Raw genomic sequence first — 25,048 nt, 5'->3', positions numbered from 1 at the left:
CTGGATACGTCCTCGGAACGGCCCGATGCCCTCACCTCGCTCCCGCCCCGGCCCGCCGCCCCGTCCCGCCGCGGACGATCCAGGCCAGTGGGTGATCCGGCGGCGGACGGTCGTCCTCGCCGGCGCGGCCTTCGGGCTCCTCGCCCTCTGGGCCAGCGCCGCCACCTGGTTCATCGTCTTCCACGACGCGGCGCTGGCGCAGTTCATGGCGCGCCAGAGCGCCATGCAATACGCCTACGAGGAGAAGGTGAGCGCGCTGCGCGCCCGGCTCGACCGGGTGGCGACGCAGAAGCTCCTGGAGCAGGACGGCGTCGAGACCCGCGTCGCCGAGCTGGCGAGCCGGCAGATGGCCCTGGAGAACCGCCAGGCGATGCTGCTCGGGCTCGCCGAGCAGGCGGGCGAGGGCGTGTCGGCCCACGACCCGGCCCCCCTCCCCGCGGCGCCGCCGAAGCCGGCGCCGCTGCCGACGCCCGGATCCCTCGGCCTGCGCAGCGAGGCCGCGGACCCGGCCCCGCGCCCGGGCGCCCTCAGCCTGCCGCTGCGCGTCGCCGAACTCGAAGCCGCCCTCGACGCGGCGGCGGCCCGGCAGAGCCTCACCCTCGACCGGATCCTGCAGCGCAGTCAGGGCGAGGCGGCGCGGCTGCGCCGCCTCGTGGCCGATCTCGGCCTCGACCCGCACCGCTTCGCGGCCTCTCGCCCGGCCGGGATCGGCGGGCCGCTCGTCCCGGTGGGGAGCGGCGCCTTCGAGACGGCGCTGATGATGGCCCAGCGCACGATGAGCGAGCGCGACGAGCTGCGCCGCGTCGTCAAGGCCCTGCCGCTCTGGCGCCCGACCCAGCTCGATGCCGGCGTGTCGAGCCCCTTCGGCTACCGGGTCGATCCCTTCACCCGGGGCCTCGCCCTGCACACGGGGGTCGACCTCAAGGCGGAGTACGGCGCGCCCGTGCGCGCGGCCGGGGCGGGCCGCGTCGTGTCGGCGGAGTACGCCGGCGGCTACGGCAACATGGTGGAGATCGACCACGGCCACGGGCTCGCGACCCGCTACGGTCACCTCTCGGCCTTCGCGGTGGCGCCGGGCCAGGTGGTCGAGCCCGGGCAGGTGATCGGCCGCGTCGGCTCGACCGGCCGCTCGACGGCCCCGCACCTCCACTACGAGACGCGGATCGACGGCGAGCCCGTCGACCCGCAGCGCTTCCTGCGGGCGAGCGCCCTGGCCTTCGCGGGAGGAGGCTCGGCCGGCCCCGACGGCGGCGCATGGTCGCGGATCCGCTGACGGAGGGCGGGGCGCCGCGCGGCCGGGGGCCGCGGGGCGCCCCGCCGGCCCGTCAGTCGATGTCCTCGACCGCCTCGCCCCCGCCATAGACGCGCTGGGCCAGGGACGCCTCGATGAAGGGGTCGATGTCGCCGTCCAGCACGTCGTCCGGGCTCGTCGACTGGGTCCCGGTGCGCAGGTCCTTCACCAGCTGGTAGGGCTGCAGCACGTAGGAGCGGATCTGGTGGCCCCAGCCGATATCGGTCTTGGAGGCCGCCTCGGCATTCGCCTTCTCCTCCCGCTTCTTCAGCTCCAGCTCGTAGAGCCGCGCGCGCAGCATGTTCCAGGCGGTGGCCCGGTTCTTGTGCTGGGAGCGCTCCTGCTGGCAGGCCACCACGATGCCGGTGGGCAGGTGGGTGATGCGCACCGCCGAATCGGTGGTGTTCACGTGCTGTCCGCCCGCCCCGGAGGAGCGGTAGGTGTCGATCCGGCAGTCGGATTCCTTCACCTCGATGGTGATCCGGTCGTCCACCACCGGGTAGACCCAGACGCTGGCGAAGCTGGTGTGGCGCCGGGCATTCGAGTCGTAGGGCGAGATCCGCACCAGCCGGTGCACCCCGGACTCGGTCTTGAGCCAGCCATAGGCGTTGTGGCCCTTGATGAGCAGCGTGGCGCCCTTGATCCCGGCCTCCTCGCCCTCGGACCACTCGACGATGTCGACTTTGTACTTCCGGCGCTCGGCCCAGCGGGCGTACATGCGCTGGAGCATGTTGGCCCAGTCCTGGCTCTCGGTGCCGCCCGCGCCCGCGTGGACTTCGAGATAGGTGTCGTTCCCGTCCGCCTCGCCGGCGAGCAGGGTCTCGATCTGGCGGCGCGCCGCCTCGGCCTGGACGGCGCGGATCTGCTCCTCGCCCTCGCGGATGCTGGCCTCGTCGCCCTCCATCTCGCCGAGTTCGATCAGGGTGGCGGCGTCCTCCAGCCCCTGCTCCAGGCGCCGGATGGAGGCGACCGCCTCCTCGAGGTCGTTGCGGTCGCGCATGACCCGCTGGGCCGCCTCCGGGTCGTTCCAGAGGTCGGGGTCCTCGGAGCGGGCATTCAGCTCCGCGAGGCGCTTGTCGGCGGTATCCCAGTCAAAGATGCCTCCTCAGCAGTCCGATCGACTGCTTGGCGGCATCCGAGAGTTGTTCGATCTCGGCGCGCATCTGGTGTGTCGGGGTTGGCGAGGTGGGCGGGTGTGATAGCGCCCCGGCGGGGCGGTGTAAACGGAGCCGCCGGTCAGGAAGCGGCCCCGAGCGGGGTGGCCGAGACCCCGACACCGAGCGCCCTCAGGATCCCGAGCGTGATCTCCAGGCTCGGGATCCCGCCCTCCGCGAGGGAGCGCTGCAGCTGCGCGCGGGGCAGGCCGGACAGGACCGCTCCGATGGCCTCGTCCGAGCGGAGCATGTCCGCCGGATCGAGGTCGCGGATCTCCTCAGCCATCATCGTCCCTCGTCGCCACCGCAGGGCAGGAGGATGATGGCGGCGCCTCGCTGCCGGACGTTGAGCCCCGTCTCCCGGGCCGTGACGGAGGCTCCGCCCGCCAGCCCGCTTGCCAAGTGCGGAGACCAAGCGCAGGAGGCGGCCCGCAACGACGGTGGCGGTGAAGCCGAGGCGGGTGACCGGGCGGACGAGCGCCACCAGGGCCTGCTCGCGGACCAATCGGGGCGGGATCCCGCGCGGGGACCCCGCAATCCGGTGCGTCAGTACAAGCCGCCCGCCTGGGCCGCCCGGTCCGCGTCCGGCGGCGGGGCGCCCGGGGCCGAGGGCTGGGCCGCCGCCGGGGCCGAGTAGCTGTCGGGCGGCGCGGTGCCGGGCTTGAAGGCTTCCAGGATGCTCCCCTCCCCGCCCGAGGCGCGCGTGCCCGAGGCGAGGTTGACCCGGATCAGCTTGATGCCCGGGGGCACCCGGAAGGGAGTCGGCGGCTTGTCGGCCAGCGCCGCCTTCAGGAAGTCGCGGGCGATCGGCGCCGCCAGCCCGCCGCCGGTGGCGCGGTCGCCGAGGGAGCGGGGCTTGTCGTAGCCGAGATAGATGCCGACGCAGAGATCCGGCGAGAAGCCCACGAACCACGCGTCCTTGGCGTCGTTGGTGGTGCCGGTCTTGCCCGCCAGCGGCTTGCCGACGTCCTTCAGGATCGTGGCGGTGCCGCGCTGGACCACGCCCTCCATGATCGAGACCATCTGGTAGGCGGTGAGCGGGTCGAGCACCTGCTCGGACTCGTCCACGAGCTTCGGCTCGTCCTGGCCGGACCACTTCTCGGCGTCGCAGCCGATGCACTTGCGGTTGTCGTGGCGGTAGATCGTCTCGCCGGTGCGGTCCTGGATGCGGTCGATCAGGGTCGGGCGGATGCGCCGGCCGCCATTGTCGAGCATCGAGTAGGCCGTGACCATGCGCATGACCGTGGTCTCGCCGGCGCCGAGCGACATCGGCAGCACCGGGAGCAGGTCGTCGTAGACGCCGAAGCGGCGGGCGTACTCGGCGATCAGCGGCATGCCGATATCCTTGGCGAGCCGCACCGTCATCAGGTTCTTCGAGTGCTCGATCCCGTAGCGCAGGGTGTGCGGGCCGCCCGACTTGCCGTCGTAGTTCGAGGGCGTCCAGGCCTCCTGACCCGGACCGGCCTCGATGGTGATCGGGGTGTCGAGGACGATCGAGGACGGCGTGTAGCCGTTGTCCAGGGCCGCCGAGTAGACGATCGGCTTGAACGAGGAGCCCGGCTGGCGCTGGGCCTGGGTGGCGCGGTTGAACTCGCTCTCGTCGAAGGAGAAGCCGCCCACCATGGCGTGGACGCGGCCCGTATGCGGGTCCATGGCGACGATGGCGCCCGAGATCTCCGGCACCTGCCGCAGCCGGTAGGCGTTGCCGGCGCCGTCCATGCGCTCGACGTAGACGACGTCGCCGGGGCTCAGGGCCGCGGCCACGCTGCGGCCGGTCCAGCGCACGCCCTCCGGGCCGATGATCCCGGTCTCGCGGTCCTTCGAGACCTGGCCCGAACTCTCGCGCTTGGGCTGCAGGCCGATCTGCGCCCGCCCGCCGGCCGTGTCGAGGACGACGGCGAGCCGCCAGGGCTGGACGTCGCCCAGCGCCTGCACCTCCGCCACCGCCTGGCCCCAGTCGCGCCCGGCGAGGTCGAGGCGGGCCTGCGGGCCGCGCCAGCCCCGGGCCTGGTCGTAGCGCACGAGCCCGTCCACCAGGGCCTTGCGGGCCTGGGCCTGCATCTTCGGGTCGAGGGTCGTGCGCACCGACAGGCCGCCCTCGTAGAGCTTCTTCTCGCCGTAGCGCTCGGCGATCTCGCGGCGCACCTCCTCGGCGAAGTAGTTCGCGTTGGCGGTGTTGGGCGAGATGCTGCGCGGATTGACCCCGAGGGGCTGCTTGCGCTCGGCCTCGGCCTCCTCGCGGGTGATGTACCCGTTCTGGGCCATGAGGCCGATGATCTCGTTGCGCCGGGCCAGCGCCGCCTGGGTCTTGCGGAAGGGGTGGTAGTTGTTGGGCCCCTTGGGCAGCGCCGCCAGGTAGGCCGCCTCGTGGATCGTCAGCTCGTGCACCGACTTGCCGAAATAATCGAGGGCGGCGGCGGCGATCCCGTGCAGGTTGCGGCCCGGCACGATCGTGCCGAGGAAAATCTCGTTCAGGTAGAGTTCGAGGATCTTGTCCTTGGAATAGGTCGACTCGATGCGCAGCGCGATCAGCGCCTCGCGGACCTTGCGGTCGATCGTCTGCTCGCTGGAGAGCAGGAAGTTCTTGGCGACCTGCTGGGTGATGGTCGAGGCGCCCTGCTTCTTGCCGCTCTGGGCGTTGGTGAGCACGGCGCGGACGATGCCCTCGGGGTCGATGCCGTTGTGCTTGTAGAAGTTCTTGTCCTCGGCCGACAGGAAGGCCGCCACGACGATCTTGGGCATCGCCTGGATCGGCAGGTAGAGCCGCCGCTCGCGGGCATACTCGGCCAGCAGGCTGCCATCCGCCGCGTGGACGCGGGTCATCACCGGCGGCTCGTAATTGGCGAGCGCGGCGTGGTCGGGCAGGTCCTGAGAGTACTTCCAGTAGAAGTAGCCGCCTACCGCGGCGCCGGCGACGAAGACCATCGCGGCGATGCTGAACAGGAAGCCGAAGAAGCGAAGGACAAAGCGCATCCGAACCCGATCCGTCGATGATGAGCCGCAGGGGCTGCAGGCCGCGCCGCGGCCAGGATATCCCCATCGCGCCGCTTCGGCGAGAGGCGAGCGGCCGCGGCAGGCCCTGGGGAATCGAGACGCCGACGGGCGCCCATCGACACGGGATCTATGGTGAAACTGGGGCGGTGGTCAGCGCCGAGCTGCGGGCGACCACGGCCGGGACCGGGGCCGGGCGGGCGGCGAAGAAGGCCTCGATCGCCTCCGCCATGCGGGTCGTGACCTTGGCCCGCCACGCGTCCGAGAGCAGGAGGTCGAGGTCGTGCTTGCTCGACAGGTAGCCGAGTTCGACCAGCACCGAGGGCACGTCCGGCGAGCGCAGCACCCGGAATCCCGCCTCGCGGTGGGGCTTGCTGCTCATCTCCATCACCCGGTCGAGCTGGCCGAGCAGGCCTTGCGCGAAGCGCGCCGAGAAGCCGCGGGTCTCGCGCAGGGTGAGTTCCTGCAGGATGTCGGCGACGTCGCCCGGCCCCTCGGCGCTGTCGGCGCCGGCGGCTTGGTCGGCCTTGTTCTCGCGGTCGGCGAGGCGGGCCGATTCCGCGTCGGTCGCCTTCTCGGAGCCGGTGTAGATCGTGGCCCCGCGCACCTGCGGGGCGGCCGAGATCGAATCCGCGTGGATCGAGATGAAGAGATCCGCCCTCGCGTCGCGGGCGATGCGGACGCGCTCCCCGAGCGGCACGAAGACGTCGCTCTCGCGGGTCATGCGCACCCGCACCCGCCCGCCCTGCTCCAGGCGCCGCGCGAGGTCCCGGGCGACGCCGAAGACGATGTCCTTCTCGAAGGCGCCGTTCGCGGCGATCGCCCCCGGATCCGTGCCGCCGTGGCCGGCATCGATGATGACGAGGGGGCGGGTGTCGCCCGCGCTCGCCGGCACGGCCTTCGGGGCGGCGGGCGGCGCCGGGGCGACGGCGGCGCGCCGGAAGGCGTCGCGGTCGGCGCGCGCGAGGTCGATGGTGAGCAAGGTCGCCCCGTCGCGCTTGCGGGAGCTGGTCGCGACCCTGGCCACCGTGGCGGTCTGGGCGAGGTCGATGACGATGCGCGAGCGGCCGGGCGCGAACAGGCCGTAGCGGAAGGAGGCGACGAGGCCCTCCCGCCGCCGGCCGGTCTCCAGCGGGAGCTGGAAGTTCACCTCGGGCAGGTCGATGATGGCGCGGTCGGGCCGTTCCATCACGAAGGCCTTGGCCTCGACGGGGCGCGACAGCACGACGCTGAGCCGGGTGCCGCCCTCCGGCGCGGGCGAGAGCTCGGCCGCGATCGCGACCGCCGGCAGCGCGCCCGCCCAGGCCGCGGGCGCGAGGCCGAGCCAAGCCCCGACCAGGCAGGTCCCGACCAGGCAGGTCCCGAACAGGCAGATCCCGACCAGGCAGGCTCCCACGAGGCGGGCCGCCGCGAGGCCGAGACGCGTCGCCGCCCGGCGCGGGGCCGGCCGAAGGGCCGCCGCGGGCGTGGCGCAGGTCTCGAATCGGGCGGGCGGTCGCGGCATGGGCTGTGGCTGGGCTGTGGCTGGGCTGTGGCGAATCGCGAAGGTGATCCCGGTTACGCGATAAGCGCGCCATGGTTAACGCGCCGCTAAGCCTTCCGGTGCCAGCGCCGGATGCCTGTTGCCGTTAGGTTACAGCCGCGCTTCGACTGGGCGCTCCGCCGGCTCATACGCCATCCGGTTGATGGCTTCGCTCAGGCGCCGCGCGGGCTCGTGATCCGGGATCCGCTTTGATCAAGCGGATCCCGGATCACCTGGGCGCCAGCCCGCCGCGCGCCTTGAGGGCCGCGCAGGCCTCGAGCCCGGCCGCGAGGTCGCGGCGCAGCCGCCGCTCGTCGCCGAGTTCCGCGAGCCCGTAGCTGAGGCCCAGGATGTGCGCCGCCTCGTAGCCGAGGGGGAGGTCGCCGACGGTGCCGAGGCCGATCCGCGTCACCGGGAGCCGGTCCGCATGGTCGGCGAGGCGCGCCCGCAGGCGCTCGCCGTCCGCGCGCAGATGCGCCGGGGCCCGGCACCCGTGCGCCCGCATCGCCGCGACCGTGCCCTGCGCCAGGGAGAGGTGCACGGCCTCCCGGTCGGTCGGAAACAGGTAGACGAGGTAGTAGCCCCGCGTGGCGCTGGTGGTGACGGCGGGGTCGAAGACGGCGATCCAGGGCACCGCCGCCCAGTGCCGCCCGCGGCCGGGGCTGCCCTTCACCAGGAGGGCGGCGCCCGGCGGCAGGGCGGCCCGCACCTCGTCGGGGGCGCCGCGGCGGATCACGTGCGCCAGCGGGTGGCCGGGGAGCGGGTCGCAGCGCGCCGCCGGGTACTCGCGGACGATGCGGGCGAGCGCGTGGCCGAGGCTCACGGACGCGCCGTGACGCCGCCGGTCATCGGCGCGGGGGCGCCCGTCGTGGACGGGAAGGTGATCGGCAGGCCGCGGGCGGAGCGCGCCGCCAGGTAGGCGAAGGCCTGGGCCTCGAGATGCGAGGAGGACCAGCCGATCGCGTCGGCCGGCGTCACCTCGGCCCGCAGGTGGTGGCGCAGCAGCCGCAGCATCTCGGCATTGCGCGCCCCGCCCCCGGCCACGATCCAGTGCGGCGGCGGCTCCTCGGCGAAGTCGAGGGCGCGGGCGATCGCCCGGACCGTGAAGGCGGTGAGGGTCGCGGCCCCGTCCTCGGTCGGGAGCTGGCCGGCGACCCGGTGCGAGAACCAGTTCCGGTCGAGGGATTTGGGCGGGCGGCGGGTGAAGTAGGGGTGGACCAGGAGCCAGGCGAGCAGCGCCTCGTCCGGCCGCCCCGCCGCCGCGGCGCGGCCGCCGCGATCGAGGGGCGTTCCGGTGCGCTCGCGCATCCAGTCGTCGAGGAGCGCGTTGCCGGGCCCGGTGTCGAAGGCGAGGAGATCCCCCGCCCGGCTGATCAGCGTGACGTTGGCGACGCCGCCGATGTTGAGGATCGCGAGCGCCCCCTCGAAGCCCGAGGCCCGCGCCAGGGCCCGGTGGAAGACCGGCACGAGCGGGGCGCCCTGCCCGCCCGCCCGCACGTCCGCGTCGCGCAGGTCGTGGACGACCGGCAGGCCGAGGCGGCGGCTCAGGGCCTCGCCGTCCCCGATCTGCACGGTGAGCCCCGCGCCGGGCCGGTGGATCACGGTCTGGCCGTGGAAGCCGACGAGGTCGATGTCGCCGGGCGCGAGCCCGGTCTCGGCCAGGAAGGCCTCCACCGCCTCGGCGTGGCGCGCGGTCACGAGATCCTCCGCCTCGCGCAGGATTCCGGGCCGGTCGCCGCGCGCGCGGATCGCCTCCGCATCGGCGAGGGCCCGGCGCAGCAGCGCCCGATCCTCGTCCGAATAGGCGCGGTAGCCGGTGGGGCCGAGCGGCGCGAGGCCGCCGTTGCCGCCGCGCGTCACGCTCACCGCCTCGCCGTCGGTCTCGATCAGCGCGACGTCGACGCCGTCGAGCGAGGTGCCGCTCATCAGGCCGATCACCCGTCCCATGATGCCTGCCCGCGATCCCTGTCCGTGAACCTGGCCCGTGAACCCGGCCCGTGAACCCGGCCCGTGCCTTTCGCGCCGCGCGCTGCTATGAGCGCCGCGCATTCATCCGAGCTAGCACGGCGGCCGGGGCTTGTCCCGCCGCCACACGAGACCCGATGCCCATGGCCGCGCCCACCGACTTCGCGCCCCGCTCCGAGTTCCTGAAGGTCCTGATCGAGCGCGGCTACGTCCACCAATGCTCCGACTTCGCGGGCGTGGACGAGGCCGCCCGCGAGGGCCGGCTGACGGCCTATGTGGGCTACGATTGCACGGCGCCCTCGCTCCATATCGGGCACCTGCTCTCGATCATGATGCTGCACTGGCTGCAGGCGACCGGCGGCACGCCGGTGGCGCTGATGGGCGGCGGCACGACGCGGGTCGGGGACCCGTCCGGCCGCGACGAGACCCGCAGGATCCTCACGGTGGAGCAGATCGACGCCAACAAGGCGGAGATCGGCAAGACCTTCGCGCGCTTCCTGCGCTTCGGCGAGGCCGCAGGCCTCGCCCGCATGGCCGACAATGCCGAGTGGCTGACCCAGCTCAACTACATCGAGATGCTGCGCGAGGTCGGCCGTCACTTCTCGGTGAACCGGATGCTGTCGATGGACAGCGTGCGCCTGCGGCTGGAGCGCGACCAGGAACTGTCCTTCCTGGAATTCAACTACATGATCCTGCAGGCCTACGACTTCGTGGAGCTGAACCGGCGCTACGGAGTGACCCTGCAGATGGGCGGCTCCGACCAGTGGGGCAACATCGTCACGGGGATCGACCTCGGGCGCCGGCTCGGCACGCCGCAGCTCCACGCCCTGACCTGCCCGCTGATGACCACGGCCTCGGGCGCCAAGATGGGCAAGACCGCCTCGGGCGCGGTCTGGCTCAATCCCGACCTGCTCTCGCCCTGGGAGTATTGGCAGTTCTGGCGCAACACCGAGGACGCGGATGTCGGCCGCTTCCTGCGCCTGTTCACGCTGCTGCCGCTGCCCGAGACGGACCGCCTCGCCGCTCTGGGCGGGGCCGAGATCAACGAGGCCAAGAAGGTGCTCGCCACCGAGGCGACTGCGCTGCTGCACGGGCGCGAGGCGGCCGAGGCGGCGGCCGAGACGGCGCGGCGCACCTTCGAGGAGGGGGCGGCGCCCGAGACCCTGCCGACGGTCGAGATCCCGCGGGCGGCCCTGGCCGCGGGCCTCGGCGTGCTCGCCGCCTTCGGCCCCGACCACGCCAAGCTGCTGCCCTCGACCAGCGAGGCGCGCCGGCAGGTGCGCAGCGGCGGGCTCAAGGTCAACGACGCCGCGGTGAGCGACGAGCGGGCGGTGCTCGGCGAGGGCGACCTGACCGGGGACGGGGTGATCAAGCTGTCCTTCGGGCGCAAGAAGCACGTGCTGCTGCGGCCGGTGTGACGGCGGGGGCGGGGCGGAGCCCCGCCGCGGAGGCGCCCGGCCTCAATAGCCCGCGTGCGTCTCCTGGCGGGCGAGGCGCAGCAGGTACTGGCCGTAATTCGTCTTGGCGAAGAGGTCGCCGCGCGCCGCCACCTGCTCGCGGGAGATCCAGCCCTGCAGGTAGGCGATCTCCTCCAGGCAGGCCACCTGCATCCCCTGCCGGCTCTGGATCACCCGCACGAACTCCCCCGCCTCCAGCAGGCTGTCATGCGTTCCCGTGTCCAGCCACGCGTAGCCGCGCGACATGCATTCCACCTCGAGCTGCCCGCGCTCCAGGTAGGCCTGGTTCACGTCCGTGATCTCCAGCTCGCCCCGCGGCGAGGGTTTCACGGCCGCCGCGATGTCGAGCACTTGGTTGTCGTAGAAGTACAGGCCGGTCACCGCCCAGGTCGATTCCGGCAGTTTCGGCTTCTCGACCAGCTTGGTCGGGCGGCCCGAGCCGTCGAGGTTCACCACCCCGTAGGCCTCCGGGTGGTCGACGTGGTAGGCGAACACCGTCGCTCCCCGCGCCCGCGCCCGCGCCCGCTGCAGCAGGGCCCGCAGGCCCGCCCCGAAGAACAGGTTGTCGCCCAGGATCAGCGAGACTGGGTCCGCGCCGACGAAGTCCCGCCCGATCAGGAAGGCCTGCGCCAGCCCCTCCGGCCGCGGCTGCAGCGCGTACGAGAAGGTCACCCCGAACTGCTCGCCCGTCCCGAACAGCCGCTTGTAATTGTCCAGGTGCTCGGGGCTCGAGATGATCAGGATCTCGCGGATCCCGGCCAGCATCAGCACCGAGACCGGATAGTAGATCATCGGCTTGTCGTAGACCGGCAGCAGCTGCTTGTTGATCGCGAGCGTCGCCGGGTGGAGTCGGGTGCCGGAGCCGCCGGCGAGCACGATGCCCTTCATCATGGCCTCCTTCAGGCCGGCGTCACCGGGCCGATCAGCCGGTCCAGGATGTCGGCGAGCGCCGCCTCCCAGGGCCGCGGCACGATCCCGAAATCCCGGCTCAGCGTCGCGGTCGAGAGTTCGCTATTGGCCGGGCGCCGCGCCGGCGTCGGGTAGGACGAGGTCGCGATCGGCTCGACCGGGACCGCCCGCGCCCCGCGCGCCCGGGCGCCCGCCATGATCGCCCGCGCGAAGCCGCACCAGGTCGTCGCGCCGGCATTCACGCAATGGTAGGTGCCGCCCGGGGCCGCGGGATCCTCGGCGAGCCGCAGGGCGATCGCGGCGAGCGCCGCCGCGAGGTCGTCGGCGGAGGTCGGGCAGCCGCGCTGGTCGTCCACCACCCGCAGCGCGTCGCGCTCGCCCGCCAGCCGCAGCATCGTCTTGACGAAGTTGGCCCGGTGCGGGCTCACCACCCAGGCCGTGCGCACCACCGCGTGGCGCGGATTGGCCGTGCGCACCGCCATCTCGCCCCCCGCCTTGCTCGCCCCGTAGACGCTGGCCGGGTTCACGGGCGCGTCGGTCGGGTAGGCGCCCGCCAAGCTGCCGTCGAACACGTAGTCGGTCGAGACCTGCACCAGCGGGATCCCCGCCCGCGCCGTCGCGGCGGCGAGGATGGCGGGCGCCAGCGCGTTGAGGCGCCACGCCGCCGCGACCTCGCTCTCGGCCCGGTCGACCGCCGTGTAGGCGGCGGCGTTGATCACCGCCGCGTAGGCGCGCTCGGCGAGCGCCGCCGCCACGGCCGCCTCGTCGGTGACGTCGAGGGCCTCGCGCGACGGCGCGTGCAGCGCCACCCCCGCCGGCCAGGCGGCGTGCCGCAGCGCCGTGCCGACCTGGCCGCCCCCGCCGAGGATCAGGATCGCCCGCATCGCGCCCTCACGCCGCCGTCAGGCCGAGGCGCTCGCCCGCGTAGCGGCCCTCGCGGATCGGCTGCCACCACTCGCGGTGGTCGAGGTACCAGCGGACCGTCTCCTCCAGCGCCTGATCGAAACTCCGGGTCGGGCGCCAGCCGAGTTCGGCTTCGGCCTTGCTCGGGTCGATCGCGTAGCGCCGGTCGTGGCCGGGACGGTCGGTCACGAAGCTGATCAGCCGCTCGTGCGGGCCGGCCTCGGGCCGCAGCCGGTCGAAGATCGCGCAGAGCGTGCGCACCACCGAAAGGTTGCTGCGCACCGCGCGGCCGCCGAGCAGGTAGGTCTCGCCGATCCGGCCCCGCTCCAGCACCGCGACGAGGCCGCGCGCGTGGTCCTCGACGTGGATCCAGTCGCGCTCGTTCTGCCCGTCGCCGTAGACCGGCAGCGCCTTGCCCTCCAGCGCGTTGAGGATCATCAGCGGGATCAGCTTCTCGGGGAAGTGGCGCGGCCCGTAATTGTTCGAGCAGTTGGTGACGAGCACCGGCAGGCCGTAGGTCTCGTGCCAGGCCCGGGCGAGGTGGTCGGAGGCGGCTTTGGAGGCCGAGTAGGGCGAGCGGGGGTCGTAGCGGCTCTCCTCGGTGAAGAAGCCGCCCGGGGGCAGCGAGCCGTAGACCTCGTCGGTGGAGACGTGGAGGAAGCGGAAGCGCGCCTGCCCGTCCGCGGGCAGGCCGGCATGGTGGGCGCGGGCGGCCTCGAGCATGACCTGGGTGCCGACCACGTTGGTGCGGATGAAGGCGGCCGGTCCGGTGATCGAGCGGTCGACGTGGCTCTCGGCGGCGAGGTGCATCACCGCCTCGGGCCGGAACTCCGCGAAGAGCGCGGCGACGCGCTCGGGCTCGCAGATGTCGGCCTGAACGAGCCGGTGGCGGGGCTCGTCCCTGAGCGGCAGGAGCGAGATCGGGTTGGCCGCGTAGGTGAGGGCGTCGAGGGTGAGCACCTCGTGGCCGAGGTCGCGGACGAGGTGGAGGACGAGCGCCGAGCCGATGAAGCCGCAGCCGCCCGTGACGAGGATGCGCATGGGAGGGGATCTCCGTTCGGGGCGTCAGAAATGGGCGGGAAGGTCGGCGAGGCGCGGGGCGGCCTTGTCCTTGGCGGAGAGGATCGCGGCCTCGGGCGAGACCGGCCAGTCGATGCCGAGATCCGGGTCGTTCCAGAGGAGCGCGCCGTCATGGGCGGGGCTGTAGTAGCCGCCCGAGACCTTGTAGGCGATGGCGGTGTCGGGTTCGAGGGTGCAGAAGGCGTGGCCGAACCCGACCGGCACGTAGAGCTGGTGGCCGTTCTCGGCATCCAGGCGCACGGCGACGTGGCGGCCGTAGCTGGGCGAGGCGCGGCGCAGATCCACGGCGACGTCGAGGATCGCCCCGGAGACGACGCGGACGAGCTTGCCCTGCGCGTGGGGATGGGTCTGGAAGTGGATGCCCCGGACCGTGCCGACCTGGGCCGAGAAGGATTGGTTGTCCTGGATGAAGAGGTCCGTGATGCCGGCCTGCGCGAGGAGGTCGGCCCGGTAGGTCTCGGAGAACCAGCCGCGCGCGTCGCCGTGGCGCGCCGGGACGACGAGCTTCACGTCCGGGATGGACTGATCCACGATCCTCATGCGCGACGCTCTCCCTCCGCTCCCCGTCCTGGGCCCCGGCCGGGTCCGCCCGGCTGGGGCCGTACTGTCTCCCGGCAGCCGCGGCAAGCCCGAGCGGCCGCGGCGCCGCTCAGGCGGCAAGCCCCGCCCAGGCGGCGAGCCCGGCTCATGCGGCGGCGAGCGCCGCCTCGATCGCGGCGAGGGCGTCCTGCGCCGCCGCCCCGTCCGGGCCGCCGGCCTGGGCCATGTCGCGGCGCCCGCCGCCGCCCTTGCCGCCGAGGCGCTCGGAGCCCGCCCGCACCAGGGCGACCGCGTCGAAGCGGTCGGTCAGGTCGTCGGTGACGCCGACGACGAGGCCGGCCTTGCCGTCCGGCGCCACGCCGACGATCGCGACCACGCCCGAGCCGAGGCGCTTCTTGCCCTCGTCCGCGAGGCTCTTGAGGTCGCGCATCTCGACGCCCTCGACGGAACGGGCCATCAGCTTGACGCCCGCGACCTCGCGCACCGGCTCCTCGCCCGCCCCGCCGCCGCCCATGGCGAGCTTGCGGCGCGCCTCGGAGAGCTCCCGCTCCAGCCGGCGCCTGTCCTCGATCAGGGCGGCGAGGCGGTCGGCCGCCTCGGCCGGCGGGACCTTCAGCAGCCCCGCCACGGCGGCGAGGCGCCGGCTCTCCTCGGCGAGGTGGCGCCGCGCCGCGTCGCCGGTCATCGCCTCGATCCGGCGCACGCCGGAGGCGACCGCGCCCTCCCCCACCACGGTGATCAGCCCGATCTCGCCGGTGCGGCCCACATGGGTGCCGCCGCAGAGCTCGACCGAGAAGGTGCGCCGGCGCCCGTCCCCGCCCTGATCCTCGCCCATCGAGACGACCCGGACCTCGTCGCCGTACTTCTCGCCGAAGAGCGCGCGGGCCCCGGTCGCGATGGCGTCGTCGACGGCCATCAGCTTCGTCACCACCGGCCCGTTCTGCAGCAGCACGCGGTTCGCCATCTCCTCGACCGCCGCGACCTCGTCGTCGTTCATCGGCTTGGGGTGGCTGAAATCGAAGCGCAGGCGCTCGGGCGAGACCAGGGAGCCCTTCTGGGCGACGTGGTCGCCGAGCACCTGGCGCAGCGCCTCGTGCAGCAGGTGGGTGGCCGAGTGGTGGGCGCGGATCGCCGCGCGGCGGGCGTGGTCGACCCTCAGCTCCACCGCCTGCCCGACCGTGAGCCGGCCCTCCTCGACCGCGACGTGGTGCACGAAGAGGTCGCCGAGCTTCTTCTCGGTGTCGGTGACCCGCGCCCGCAGCCCCGCCGCCGCGACCGTGCCGGTATCGCCGACCTGGCCGCCGGACTCGCCGTAGAAGGGCGTCTGGCTCACCACCAGCAGGCCCTCCTCGCCGGACGCCAGCGCCTCGACCTCGACGCCGCCCCGGACCAGGGCGGTGACCACGCCCTCCGCGGTCTCGGCCTCGTAGCCGAGGAACTCGGTGGCGCCGACGCGCTCGCGCAGGGCGTACCACAGGGTCTCGGTCGCCGCCTCGCCGGAGCCCGCCCAGGCGGCGCGGGCCGCCGCGCGCTGGCGCTCCATCGCGGCCTTGAAGGCGTCGGTGTCGACGCCGATGCCGCGCGACTTGAGCGCGTCCTGCGTCAGGTCGAGGGGGAACCCGTACGTGTCGTAGAGCGTGAAGGCGGTCTCGCCCGAGAGGTTCTGGCCCTCGGAGAGGTCGCGGGTCTCCGCGTCCAGGATCGACAGGCCGCGCTCCAGGGTGCGGCGGAAGCGGGTCTCCTCCAGGCGCAGGGTCTCGGAGATCAGCGACTCGGCCCGCACCAGCTCGGGATAGGCCTGCCCCATCTCGCGCACCAGGGTGGGCACGAGGCGGTACATCATCGGGTCGCGGGCGCCGAGGAGCTGGGCGTGGCGCATGGCCCGCCGCATGATCCGGCGCAGCACGTAGCCGCGCCCCTCGTTGCCCGGCAGCACCCCGTCGGCGACCAGGAAGGAGGCGGCCCGCAGGTGATCGGCGATCACCCGGTAGGAGGCGGTCTGCGCGCCCTCCGGCGGCCGGCCGACCTGGTGGGCCACCGCGTCGATCAGGCTCCGGAACAGGTCGGTGTCGTAGTTGCTCTTCACCCCCTGGAGGATCGCCGCCATGCGCTCCAGGCCCATGCCGGTGTCGATGGAGGGCCGCGGCAGGCCGACCCGGTTGCCCGGCTCGATCTGCTCGTACTGCATGAAGACGAGGTTCCAGAATTCGAGGAAGCGGTCGCCGTCCTCCTCCGGGCTGCCGGGCGGGCCGCCCCACAGCTCCGGACCCTGGTCGATGAAGATCTCCGAGCACGGCCCGCACGGGCCGGTATCGCCCATCTGCCAGAAATTGTCGGAGGTGCCGATGCGGATGATGCGCTCCTCCGGGAAGCCGGCGATCTTGCGCCACAGCGTCGCCGCGTCGTCGTCGTCGGCGTAGACCGTGACCAGCAGCTTGCTCCTGTCGAGGCCGAACTCCTTCGTCACGAGGTTCCAGGCCAACTCGATCGCCAGCGGCTTGAAGTAGTCGCCGAACGAGAAATTGCCGAGCATCTCGAAGAAGGTGTGGTGGCGCGCCGTGTACCCGACGTTGTCGAGGTCGTTGTGCTTGCCGCCGGCGCGGACGCACTTCTGGGCGGTGGCGGCGCGGTGGTAGGGCCGCTTCTCGACTCCGGTGAAGACGTTCTTGAACTGCACCATGCCGGCGTTCGTGAACATCAGCGTGGGGTCGTTGCGCGGTACGAGCGGCGAGGAGGGGACGACCTCGTGCCCGTGCTTGGCGAAGTAGTCGAGGAAGGTCGACCGGATCTCGTTGACACCGCTCATCGGGCGAAAACTCGTGGGTTGAGGTGGGGGCGAGAACATCCCGGCCCGGGAGTGCCGCTCACGGAACGCCCGCTGGGCGGACGGCGGGCGTTTCGTGAGGAGCACCAAGGGCTCGCGCCCGTTCTCTTAGTCATGCCATCCCCCCGTGTCGAGGCGAGCCCCGCGCGCCCGCCGCCCCCGCGCCGGTGCGGCGCGCGGCGCCGCGGGCACCCCGCGGGTGTTGACGCGCGGCTCAGTCTGGAATTAGAGCAATTCTAAATTCATGCACCGGAGAGCCGCGCATGCCGCTGTTCACGCAGGGCCCGCAGGTTGCCCTGTCCGACCTCACCGACCGGGAAGTTCTCGCTCTCGCCATCCAGGCGGAGGAGGAGGACGGGCGCATCTACCGCGAGATCGCCGAGCGCCTGCGGGAGCATTACCCGGCCTCCGCGCAGGTGTTCCGGGAGATGGCGAGCGCCGAGAGCGACCATCGCCGCCAGCTCCTCGACCTCTTCGAGGAGCGCTACGGCGACCACATCCCGCTGATCCGCCGCGAGGACGTGAAGGGCTTCGTGCGCCGCAAGCCGGTCTGGATGCAGGCGCGCTTCGACATCGCGGCGGTGCGCCACCGCGCCGAGACGATGGAGGCCGAGACCCAGCGCTTCTACCGGGAGGCGGCCGCCCGCTGCAGCGACCCGAAGGTGCGCAAGCTCCTGGGCGACCTCGCGGACGTGGAGGCCGGGCACGAGGCGATGGCCTCGCAGCTGGAGGCGCGCGCCGAGACCCGGGCCGGCGAGGAGGAGAAGGAGACCGCCCGCCGCCTGTTCGTGCTGCAGGTGATCCAGCCGGGCCTCGCGGGCCTGATGGACGGCTCGGTCTCGACGCTCGCCCCGGTCTTCGCCGCGGCCTTCGCGACGCAGAACAGCTGGGACGCCTTCCTGGTCGGGCTCGCGGCCTCGCTGGGAGCCGGCATCTCGATGGGCTTCGCCGAGGCGCTCTCGGACGACGGCTCGATGACCGGGCGCGGCCGGCCCTGGATCCGCGGCCTCGTCTGCGGGCTGATGACGACGGCGGGCGGGATCGGCCACACCCTGCCCTACCTGATCCACGATTTCCGGCTCGCGACGGGCCTCGCGGTGGCGGTGGTGCTGCTCGAACTCTGGGCGATCTCCTGGATCCGCGCCCGCTACATGGACACGCCCTTCCTGCAGGCGGCGTTCCAGGTCGTGGTCGGGGGGCTCCTGGTCTTCGCGACCGGCATCCTGATCGGCAGCGCCTGATCCGAGATCCGACGGATTGCGTCGCCATCTCCCATTTCGGCCATGCGGATGTCGGCGTCGCTCAGGCGCCGCGCGGGCGTGTCATCCCAAATCCGCTTGATCCCTTCGGGATGGCGGCTTTGGGCTTCGCTCAAGCGCCGCGCGGGCTCAGGCGCTGTCCGGACGTGATCGTCCGGACAGCGCCTGAGCGGGCGGCCGGTCCTTCCGGTCGCAGCCGGCAACATCGGGCCGGCTCCCGACGTTTGGCCTGCGCGTTCATGCAGACCGGACGGAGCGACGATGATGCGACACCTCTCCCTGGCCCGCGGCGGCCTCGCCGGGCTCCTGCTGGCGGGCCTCGCCGGGGCGGCCCTCGCGGCGAACGACCTGCCCCCGCCCAAGGCCGGGGGCGACGCGATGCCGCCGGTCCAGCTCACCATCACGAGCGAGAACGGCGCCGCCAAGTGCGAGCCGGCGGAGCTGCGCCTGCCGGCCAACAGCAACGTGGCGCTCGAAGTCACCAACCGGTCGAGCGCGCGCGTGACGCTCACGGCGCCGCAGATCTTCCAGAACAAGAACGTGCTCCACCACGACGGCGACGTGGTCCACGTGGCGAGCAACGACGCCTACCTGGTCAAGGAGAACGGCACCGGCGAGATCCGCCTGCGCACGATCGGGCCGGGTGAGTACACGTTCGGCTGCACGAGCGTCACGGCGCAGAGCAAGCCGTTCGAGGGCAAGCTGACGCTGGTCGATCCGACCCCGCGCTGAGCCGCGCAAGCCGCGCCCGGTCCCGGACCGGACGCGCCCCTCCCCTGCGGCGGCGCGCCGGCGGGGAGCCGGCCCGCACCGGCCACCGGCAAGCCCCTCAGGCCACATCGGCTTGATTCCTTCGGGATGGCGGATTGGGGCTTCGCTCACGCGCCGCGCGGGCGCGCGATCCGGAGATCCGCTGTGATCAATCCGATCCCGGATCAGCCCGCCGCGCCCTCGCCCTCGAACTCCCGCACCAGGTCCCGGAGCCAGCCGCGCGCCTTCTCGACCTCGGCCCAGGGCACGGTGCCCAAGGGGAAATGCGCCCCGAACACCACCGCCACCACCGCGTTCAGCCGCGAGAGGGTCTCGCGCCGGTCCCGCGACGGCGGGTCCTCGCGCTGGATCGCGATCACCTCGTCGCGGAAGCGCGTCAGGCACTGCATCGCGTGGGTCAGGCCGTGATCGTCCTTGCGCGGCCGCTCGGCCAGCACCGCGTCGAGGGCGGAGAGCGCCGCGTGGCCGTATTCATGCGGGGCCACGGCGCGCCTCCCGCTTGAGCTGCGTCAGGCGCCCCGGCCGCAGGTTGCAGGTCAGCGCCTTGGTCGTGTGGATGCTGGTGTTCGGGTCGCCCGTGATCGCCAGGAGCACGTTCGCCACCGCGCCGCGCGCGTAGCCCTCGCGGCCGAACACCCAGGGCATCGCCACCTCGTGCACCGTCCGCCCGTCGATCCGGAAGGGCCGGATCCGCTCGGTCACCATCGCCCGCACCTCGATCTCGCCGCGCAGGGTCGACAGCACGGTCCAGCCGAGATGGCGGAGGCCGAGTTCGCCCGCGAGCTCCGGCGAGACCTCCACGAAGGCCTCGGGCTGCAATTCCGCCGTGTGCGGCATCACCCGGGTCGGCACGCCCCCGCAATGGAGTTCGGTCAACCGGAAGGTGGTGAACACGTAGGGGAAGCGCGGGTCCTGGGGGGCGTGCAGCGCGTTGCCGGGCCGCCCCCAGAGCTTCGCGGCCGGGTTCATCTGCTGGCCGTAGAGGGGGTTGCGCACCGGGCTCTCGACCGGCTCGTAATGGGTCGGCAGCGGCCCGTCCTTCAGGCCGGTCGGCACGAAGACCTGGCACTTGCCGTCCGCCTCCATGATGAAGGGATCGTCCCCGCCGAGCGCGTCCATGCCGCGCGGGTGCTTCGACCAGTCCGGACGCTCGTCCGGCCGCTTCGTCTCGACGAAGTCGGGCACGTCGAGGCCGGTCCATCGTCCCTGCGCCTCGTCCCACCAGACCATCTTCTTGGCCTCCGACCAGGGCCGGCCCTCCGGGTCGGCCGAGGCGCGGTTGTAGAGGGTGCGCCGGTTCGACGGCCAGGAGAAGGCCCAGCCGAGATGCGAGCCCGGCCCGTCCGGCCCGTCCGGCCGGCGCGCCCGGGCGAGGTTGCGCCCCTCCTCCGGCATGATCCCGCAATACATCCAGCCGCCGCAGGCGGTGGAGCCGTCGTCCTTGAGCGCCTTGTAGCTCGCCACCGGCTTGCCGTCGGCGACCGTGTAGCCGTTGATCTCGGCCAGGATCGCCTCCGCCCGCGGCTCGGCGACCGCGCCCTCGACCGGGTAGTCCCAGGTGAGCGCCTGGATCGCCCCGTCGCGGGTCTCGGTGCTGTCGGCGTAGAGCGCCTTCAGGCGCCGGCCGAGATGGTAGATGAACCAGAGGTCCGAGCGGCTGTCGCCCGGCGCCTCGCAGACCTTGTCGTGCCACTGCACGAGGCGGCTCGTGTTGGTGACGCTGCCCTCCTTCTCGCCCGGCATGGCGGCGGGCAGGAAGAACACCTCGGTCTCGATCTCCTCCGGGCTGAGGTCCCCGCGCTCGACCAGCCGGCCCTTCTGCCAGAAATTCGCCGTCTCGGTCATGGCGAAGTCCCGCACCACCATCCAGCGCAGCTTCGACAAGCCGCGCTCGACGAGGTCCGCGTTGACGGCGCCGACCAGGGGGTTCTGGCCGAGGATGAACTGGCCGCGCATCATGCCGTCGACCATCGAGAGCGTCATCGGCTCCTGGGAGGCGTCGCCCGTGAGCTTGGGCAGGAACTGGTAGCCGTAGTCGCTCGCCGGCGTGGCGGCCTCGCCGTACCACGCCTTCAGCAGGCTGATCACGTATTTGGGCATGTTCGCCCACCAGCCCGTGGTCGGGGTCTCGACCCGCAGGTAGTCGGCCAGCGTCGCGTGCTCGTGGAAGACGTTGGGCTGCGGCAGGTAGGTCGGCAGCATGTTGTAGAGGGTCGGGATGTCGGTCGAGCCCTGGATGCTGACGTGGCCGCGCAGCGCCATGATGCCCCCGCCCGGGCGCCCGATATTGCCGAGCAGCATCTGGACGATCGAGGCGGCGCGGATGATCTGCACGCCGGTGGTGTGGTGGGTCCAGCCGACCGCGTACGTGAAGGCGCCGGTGCGCTCGCGCCCGGAATTGCGCGCGAAGGTCTCGACCACCCGCACGAACGTCTCCCGCGGGCAGCCGGTCACCCGCTCGACCATCTCGGGCGTGTAGCGGGCGTAGTGCCGCTTCAGGATCTGGTAGACGCAGTTTGGGTGCTGCAGCGTCGGGTCCCGCGGCGGCGGCCCCTCGGTCATGCTCTCGTAGGGGCTGCCCTCCCCCGGGTCGCCCTCCTTCGTCTGCACCCGGTGCTCGGCCACCGAGGAGGGCACCCGCTTGCCCGCGTATTGCCAGGTCCCGTCCTCGTAGGCGGCGGAGCTGCGGTCGAAGCCCGAGAACAGGCCGTCGAGGGTCTCCGGGTCCTGGTAGCCGTCCTCGATGATGTGGGCGAGGTTCGTGTAGGCGAGCGCGAAGTCCCGGAACCACAGGTCGTGCTCCAGGATGTAGCGGATCATCCCGCCCAGGAAGGCGATGTCGCTGCCCGAGCGCAGCGGCGCGTAGATGTCCGCGAGCGCGCTGGTGCGGGTGTAGCGCGGATCGACGTGGATGATGGTCGCGCCCTTGCGCTGCGCCTCGGTGACGAAGCGGAAGGCGATCGGGTGGTTCTCCGCGATGTTGGACCCCATCTCGATGATGCAGTCCGCGTTCGCGAGGTCCCACAGCGCCATCGTGGCGGCGCCGCGTCCGAAGGAGGTACCCAGACTGGGCACCGAGGCGGAGTGTCAGATCCTGGCTTGGTTCTCGATGTTGACGATGCCGAGCCCGCCGCCGAAGAGCTTCTTGATCAGGTAGTTCTCTTCATTGTCCATGGTCGCGCCGCCGAGCGACCCGATGCCGAGCGTGTGGTTGACGACGCGCCCGTCCGGCAGCCGCTCGGCGAAGGTCTCGTCGCGGGCCTGCTTGGTGAGCTGCGCGATGCGCTCCATCGCCCAGTCCAGCGGCTTGACCTCCCAGTGCCGCGCGCGCGGCGCCCGGTAGAGGACGCGGCTGATCCGCTCGGGCGAGAGCAGCATGCCGAGCGTGCCGGCGCCCTTGGGGCACAGCGTCCCGGCATTGATCGGCGAGCGCGGGTCGCCCTCGACGTGGATCGGGCGGCCGTTCCTGGCGTAGATGAGCTGGCCGCAGCCGACGGCGCAGAACGGGCAGATGCTGGTGCCGACCCGGTCGGCCTCCTCCAGGCGCGGCCGCAGGCGCTCCGACATCGTGCTGCGGGCGGCGCGCCCCATCACGCTCTCGCCCGCGAGCTGCCGCGGGATCGACCAGTCGCGCAGGAAGCCGGTGACCCGCTCGCCGATCCCCTTGCCAATGCCCTTGCCGATCCCCTTGCCGATCCGCCGCGCCATGGCCGCCACTCCCGTCCAGGGGGCCGATCGCGACCCGTCCCAGCGCTCCAATCCCGACCATGCGTCATGGTTCCGGCGGCGCGGCGCGCGCCGGCGGCCCGGCGCCCGGCTTCGTACGCTGCCGGACCGAGCGCGGCCGGCCCGGCGCCTGGAGGCGCCGCCCGGGGGCGTTATGTGACCGCGGGAGCAGCCGGCCGGGACGCAGCCGAGGGACGCCGCTGAACCAACCCGGTCCCCCGGCGTTGGCGGCGCGGAAGCGGCGCGAGCGGGCGCTCTGCGCGGACGAGGGATCCCATGCCGTCGATGCGAGGCGTCGTCACCATCGCGCAGGAGACCCGGTTCCAGCTCGTCGACGACGAGGGGATCGCGCACCTCTTCGTGCTGGGGCCGATGGCGGGGGCGGAGCCCGACGACCTCGCCCGGCTCCAGGCCGAGCAGGCCCGGGTGCGGGTGCGCTACGCGCGGACCCGCAACCTGATCGCCCACCGCGCCGAGCGGCTGGAGCGGATCTGAGGGCCGGCCGATGGGCATCCAGCACCTGCATCCCCGCGCGGCCGAGATCGCGGAGTCGCGCCTCGACCGGATGATCCCGGACGAGGCCGAGATCACCGCCGGCACCCGCATCGAGCCGGGCCGATCCTACGGCTTCTTCACCGACACCACGGTCTGCATCGGCTGCAAGGCCTGCGAGGTCGCCTGCAAGGAGTGGAACAACCTGCCGGCCGACAATCTCGGGCTCTCCGGCCACAGCTTCGACAATACCGGCGCCCTCTCGGCCAACACGTGGCGCCACGTCAGCTTCGTGGAGAAGTCCGGCCCCGGCGGGGTGCGCGACAGCCTCCAGACGCCATTCCAGAGCGGCTGGCTGATGATGAGCGACGTGTGCAAGCACTGCCACAACGCGCCCTGCCTGGAAGCCTGCCCGACCGGCGCCCTGTTCAAGACCGAGTTCGACACCGTCGTGGTGCAGCAGGACATTTGCAACGGCTGCGGCTATTGCGTGCCGGCCTGCCCGTTCGGGGTGGTCGACGTCAGCACCGTCGACGGCAAGGCGCACAAGTGCACCCTCTGCTACGATCGCCTGAAGGGCGGGCTGGAGCCGGCCTGCGCCAAGTCCTGCCCGACCGACTCGATCCAGTTCGGGGAACTCGGCGACCTGCACGAGAAGGCGCGCGCGCGGGTCGAGACCCTGCACGGGCGCGGCGTGCCCGGCGCCTACCTGTACGGCGTGCCCGGCAGCCCGGGCGCCACCGGCGATCTCGGGCACCTCAACGCCTTCTTCCTGCTCACCGACCGGCCGGAGGTCTACAACCTGCCGGCCGCGCCGACCCGGCCCGCCAACCGGGTCGCCCCGAGCCTCGCGACCGGGCTCACCGCGGTGGCGGGCCTCGCCCTCGCGGCGGCGCTCCTGCTCGGCGGGGCCGGATCCCGGGGCGGCCGGCGCGGTCCCGATCAGCGCGGTGCCGGCCGCCAGGAGCGCGCCTGATGGCCGAATATCCCGTCGTCGCGCGCGGCCCCGAGGCCCCGCTCCCCCGCCCGGACCGCGCCTCGGGCGCGCGCCGGCCGGAACCCGGGGAGGCCTGGGCGGGGCCGACCTATTACGGCCGCGCGCAGCTCAAGCCGGCGCCGTTCGAGAACGCGGTGGTGGGCGGCTACATCTTCCTCGCCGGCCTCTCGGGCTCCTCGGCGATCCTGGCGGCCCTCGCCGAGGCGACCCGGGGCGTCGAGGCCGGCCCGATGATCCGCCGCGCCCGCTACACGGCCCTGCTCGCGCCGACCCTCGGCAGCGCGCTCCTGATCTACGACCTGCACACCCCGAGCCGCTTCTACAACATGCTGCGGGTGGCCAAGGCCACCTCGCCGATGTCGATCGGGACCTGGATCCTGATGGGCTTCTCCGCCTGCGCGGGCGTGAGCGCCGCGGCGCAGGTCGCCGCCGATCTCGGGATCGCCCCGAGGACCATGCGGGGGGCCGCCCGCGCGGCGGGCGTGCCGGCGGCCCTGCTCGGGGCGGGGTTGTCGACCTACACGGCCGCCCTCCTCTCGGCGACCTCGACGCCGCTCTGGGCGGCGGCACCCCGCGCGCTGGCAGTGCGCTTCGGCGCTTCCTCGGTGGCGTCGGGGGCGGCGGCCCTGGCGATGGCCGAGCCCGCCGGGCCGCAGCGGGACGCGCTGCACGGCATCGCGGCCGCGGCGCTCGCGGTCGAGCTCGCCGGGGACGCGGCCGCGGCGCTCGCCTATCGGCGGACGGGGGTCGAGCCCGCCACGCGCGGGCGGGCCGGGACGGCCGAGAAGGTCGGCGCCGTCGGCCTGGGCGTGCTGCTGCCGCTCGGGCTCTACGCGGCCGAGCGCGCGATGCGCGCCCGCGGGCGGCGGCCGCCCGCGGAGCTGTCCGTGGCGGCGGGCCTCGCGGTGCTGGCCGGCAGCGCGCTGCTGCGCATCTCCGTGATGGGAGCGGGCGACAAATCCGCGGCGCGGCCGGATGTCAGCTTCCGCTTCGCGCAGCCCGAGAATTTGCCCGAGAGTTCGCCCGAGAATTTGCCCGAGACCTCGCCCGAGAGCTCCCCCGAACATGGCCCGCCGCCGCGCACCGGCCGCCTCCGCGCCGCTCACCGGTCCGTCCCGCTCCGACGCTCCGCCTGACCGTGCAGATCTTCCGTCCCGGCGCCGACAC

Annotated in this window: 20 protein-coding genes; 7 read left to right on the top strand and 13 right to left on the bottom strand. The window is 73.0% G+C overall.

The window, feature by feature from the left end; all coding sequences use genetic code 11:
• The first annotated feature begins 25 nt into the window (after positions 1-25).
• On the top strand, positions 26-1,273 hold the full coding sequence (locus QA634_RS29500; protein WP_012335511.1) for a M23 family metallopeptidase: 1,248 nt from the start codon (positions 26-28) through the stop codon (positions 1,271-1,273).
• Between the two features lie 52 nt (positions 1,274-1,325).
• Here QA634_RS29500 and prfB read toward each other — a convergent pair.
• From prfB to QA634_RS29470, 6 genes are all read right to left on the bottom strand, one after another.
• Positions 1,326-2,454, bottom strand: a protein-coding gene (gene prfB / locus QA634_RS29495) for a peptide chain release factor 2 (RefSeq protein ID WP_150108745.1) whose coding sequence is annotated in 2 segments (ribosomal slippage) — positions 1,326-2,384 and positions 2,386-2,454 — 1,128 coding nt in all. Because the reading frame shifts where the segments join, the coding sequence is not laid out codon by codon here.
• Between the two features lie 73 nt (positions 2,455-2,527).
• Positions 2,528-2,731 carry a transcriptional regulator gene (locus QA634_RS29490; protein ID WP_265576452.1) on the bottom strand — a complete coding sequence of 68 codons (204 nt, stop codon included), beginning with the start codon at positions 2,729-2,731 and terminating at the stop codon, positions 2,528-2,530.
• A 260-nt stretch (positions 2,732-2,991) separates the two neighbouring features.
• A complete protein-coding gene (locus QA634_RS29485; protein ID WP_012335508.1) occupies positions 2,992-5,418 on the bottom strand; it encodes a penicillin-binding protein 1A in 2,427 nt (808 codons plus the stop codon).
• 148 nt (positions 5,419-5,566) lie between these two features.
• Positions 5,567-6,940 (bottom strand): N-acetylmuramoyl-L-alanine amidase, encoded by a 1,374-nt coding sequence (locus QA634_RS29480; protein ID WP_012335507.1) that lies wholly within the window; start codon positions 6,938-6,940, stop codon positions 5,567-5,569.
• A gap of 247 nt (positions 6,941-7,187) precedes the next feature.
• Complete coding sequence (locus QA634_RS29475) at positions 7,188-7,781, bottom strand: DUF3578 domain-containing protein (RefSeq protein WP_012335506.1); 594 nt, start codon at positions 7,779-7,781, stop codon at positions 7,188-7,190.
• Entirely contained in the window at positions 7,778-8,905 is a 1,128-nt protein-coding gene (locus QA634_RS29470) for an anhydro-N-acetylmuramic acid kinase (RefSeq protein ID WP_012335505.1), read from the bottom strand. Before QA634_RS29470 ends, QA634_RS29475 begins: the two co-directional genes overlap by 4 nt.
• A gap of 161 nt (positions 8,906-9,066) precedes the next feature.
• Here QA634_RS29470 and tyrS point away from each other — a divergent pair, with 161 nt between their 5' ends.
• The gene (gene tyrS / locus QA634_RS29465) at positions 9,067-10,341 is read left to right on the top strand and encodes a tyrosine--tRNA ligase (RefSeq protein WP_018263792.1); all 1,275 of its coding nucleotides are present in this window, start codon (positions 9,067-9,069) and stop codon (positions 10,339-10,341) included.
• Between the two features lie 42 nt (positions 10,342-10,383).
• Here the strand turns inward: tyrS and rfbA are convergent, their stop codons facing one another.
• From rfbA to alaS, 5 genes are all read right to left on the bottom strand, one after another.
• Positions 10,384-11,268, bottom strand: coding sequence for a glucose-1-phosphate thymidylyltransferase RfbA (rfbA, locus tag QA634_RS29460; RefSeq protein WP_018263793.1), 885 nt, complete (start codon positions 11,266-11,268; stop codon positions 10,384-10,386).
• 11 nt (positions 11,269-11,279) lie between these two features.
• Positions 11,280-12,173 carry a dTDP-4-dehydrorhamnose reductase gene (rfbD, locus tag QA634_RS29455; RefSeq protein WP_012335502.1) on the bottom strand — a complete coding sequence of 298 codons (894 nt, stop codon included), beginning with the start codon at positions 12,171-12,173 and terminating at the stop codon, positions 11,280-11,282.
• A 7-nt stretch (positions 12,174-12,180) separates the two neighbouring features.
• The gene (gene rfbB, locus QA634_RS29450; RefSeq protein ID WP_012335501.1) at positions 12,181-13,233 is read right to left on the bottom strand and encodes a dTDP-glucose 4,6-dehydratase; all 1,053 of its coding nucleotides are present in this window, start codon (positions 13,231-13,233) and stop codon (positions 12,181-12,183) included.
• A 24-nt stretch (positions 13,234-13,257) separates the two neighbouring features.
• The gene (rfbC, locus tag QA634_RS29445; RefSeq protein ID WP_012335500.1) at positions 13,258-13,812 is read right to left on the bottom strand and encodes a dTDP-4-dehydrorhamnose 3,5-epimerase; all 555 of its coding nucleotides are present in this window, start codon (positions 13,810-13,812) and stop codon (positions 13,258-13,260) included.
• A gap of 145 nt (positions 13,813-13,957) precedes the next feature.
• Entirely contained in the window at positions 13,958-16,618 is a 2,661-nt protein-coding gene (gene alaS, locus QA634_RS29440; protein ID WP_012335499.1) for an alanine--tRNA ligase, read from the bottom strand.
• Positions 16,619-16,899: 281 nt separating this feature from the next.
• Here alaS and mbfA point away from each other — a divergent pair, with 281 nt between their 5' ends.
• Together mbfA and QA634_RS29430 are read left to right on the top strand one after the other, a co-directional pair.
• Positions 16,900-17,877 (top strand): iron exporter MbfA, encoded by a 978-nt coding sequence (gene mbfA, locus QA634_RS29435; protein ID WP_012335498.1) that lies wholly within the window; start codon positions 16,900-16,902, stop codon positions 17,875-17,877.
• A gap of 279 nt (positions 17,878-18,156) precedes the next feature.
• The gene (locus QA634_RS29430; protein WP_012335497.1) at positions 18,157-18,627 is read left to right on the top strand and encodes a cupredoxin domain-containing protein; all 471 of its coding nucleotides are present in this window, start codon (positions 18,157-18,159) and stop codon (positions 18,625-18,627) included.
• Between the two features lie 203 nt (positions 18,628-18,830).
• Here QA634_RS29430 and QA634_RS29425 read toward each other — a convergent pair whose 3' ends face one another.
• Together QA634_RS29425 and fdh are read right to left on the bottom strand one after the other, a co-directional pair.
• Positions 18,831-19,151 (bottom strand): hypothetical protein, encoded by a 321-nt coding sequence (locus QA634_RS29425; protein WP_012335496.1) that lies wholly within the window; start codon positions 19,149-19,151, stop codon positions 18,831-18,833.
• On the bottom strand, positions 19,138-22,374 hold the full coding sequence (gene fdh, locus QA634_RS29420) for a formate dehydrogenase (protein WP_271413142.1): 3,237 nt from the start codon (positions 22,372-22,374) through the stop codon (positions 19,138-19,140). The genes QA634_RS29425 and fdh overlap by 14 nt, the downstream gene beginning before the upstream one ends.
• 294 nt (positions 22,375-22,668) lie before the next feature.
• Between fdh and QA634_RS29415 the strand changes: the two genes are divergently transcribed.
• From QA634_RS29415 to nrfD, 3 genes are read left to right on the top strand one after another with little or no spacing between them, the layout of a single operon-like run.
• Positions 22,669-22,887 (top strand): hypothetical protein, encoded by a 219-nt coding sequence (locus QA634_RS29415; protein ID WP_012335493.1) that lies wholly within the window; start codon positions 22,669-22,671, stop codon positions 22,885-22,887.
• A 10-nt stretch (positions 22,888-22,897) separates the two neighbouring features.
• Positions 22,898-23,860 (top strand): 4Fe-4S dicluster domain-containing protein, encoded by a 963-nt coding sequence (locus QA634_RS29410; RefSeq protein WP_012335492.1) that lies wholly within the window; start codon positions 22,898-22,900, stop codon positions 23,858-23,860.
• Positions 23,860-25,017: an NrfD/PsrC family molybdoenzyme membrane anchor subunit gene (nrfD, locus tag QA634_RS29405; RefSeq protein WP_012335491.1), complete on the top strand. Its 1,158-nt coding sequence runs from the start codon at positions 23,860-23,862 to the stop codon at positions 25,015-25,017. Before QA634_RS29410 ends, nrfD begins: the two co-directional genes overlap by 1 nt.
• Positions 25,018-25,048: the final 31 nt, after the last annotated feature.

It is taken from the genome of Methylobacterium sp. CB376, from assembly GCF_029714205.1.
Taxonomy (GTDB): Bacteria; Pseudomonadota; Alphaproteobacteria; order Rhizobiales; family Beijerinckiaceae; genus Methylobacterium.
The sequence above is the reverse complement of the archived record's forward strand: the minus strand, read 5'-3'. Positions and strand labels throughout refer to the sequence as shown.

Excerpts from the sequence above, each read along its gene's own strand:
- QA634_RS29500 (WP_012335511.1), top strand. The coding sequence starts at position 26 with ATGCCCTCACCTCGCTCCCGCCCCGGCCCGCCGCCCCGTCCCGCCGCG.
- QA634_RS29490 (WP_265576452.1), bottom strand. The coding sequence starts at position 2,731 with ATGGCTGAGGAGATCCGCGACCTCGATCCGGCGGACATGCTCCGCTCG.
- QA634_RS29485 (WP_012335508.1), bottom strand. The coding sequence starts at position 5,418 with ATGCGCTTTGTCCTTCGCTTCTTCGGCTTCCTGTTCAGCATCGCCGCG.
- QA634_RS29480 (WP_012335507.1), bottom strand. The coding sequence starts at position 6,940 with ATGCCGCGACCGCCCGCCCGATTCGAGACCTGCGCCACGCCCGCGGCG.
- QA634_RS29470 (WP_012335505.1), bottom strand. The coding sequence starts at position 8,905 with ATGGGACGGGTGATCGGCCTGATGAGCGGCACCTCGCTCGACGGCGTC.
- tyrS (WP_018263792.1), top strand. The coding sequence starts at position 9,067 with ATGGCCGCGCCCACCGACTTCGCGCCCCGCTCCGAGTTCCTGAAGGTC.
- rfbA (WP_018263793.1), bottom strand. The coding sequence starts at position 11,268 with ATGAAGGGCATCGTGCTCGCCGGCGGCTCCGGCACCCGACTCCACCCG.
- rfbD (WP_012335502.1), bottom strand. The coding sequence starts at position 12,173 with ATGCGGGCGATCCTGATCCTCGGCGGGGGCGGCCAGGTCGGCACGGCG.
- rfbB (WP_012335501.1), bottom strand. The coding sequence starts at position 13,233 with ATGCGCATCCTCGTCACGGGCGGCTGCGGCTTCATCGGCTCGGCGCTC.
- rfbC (WP_012335500.1), bottom strand. The coding sequence starts at position 13,812 with ATGAGGATCGTGGATCAGTCCATCCCGGACGTGAAGCTCGTCGTCCCG.
- alaS (WP_012335499.1), bottom strand. The coding sequence starts at position 16,618 with ATGAGCGGTGTCAACGAGATCCGGTCGACCTTCCTCGACTACTTCGCC.
- mbfA (WP_012335498.1), top strand. The coding sequence starts at position 16,900 with ATGCCGCTGTTCACGCAGGGCCCGCAGGTTGCCCTGTCCGACCTCACC.
- QA634_RS29430 (WP_012335497.1), top strand. The coding sequence starts at position 18,157 with ATGATGCGACACCTCTCCCTGGCCCGCGGCGGCCTCGCCGGGCTCCTG.
- QA634_RS29415 (WP_012335493.1), top strand. The coding sequence starts at position 22,669 with ATGCCGTCGATGCGAGGCGTCGTCACCATCGCGCAGGAGACCCGGTTC.
- QA634_RS29410 (WP_012335492.1), top strand. The coding sequence starts at position 22,898 with ATGGGCATCCAGCACCTGCATCCCCGCGCGGCCGAGATCGCGGAGTCG.
- nrfD (WP_012335491.1), top strand. The coding sequence starts at position 23,860 with ATGGCCGAATATCCCGTCGTCGCGCGCGGCCCCGAGGCCCCGCTCCCC.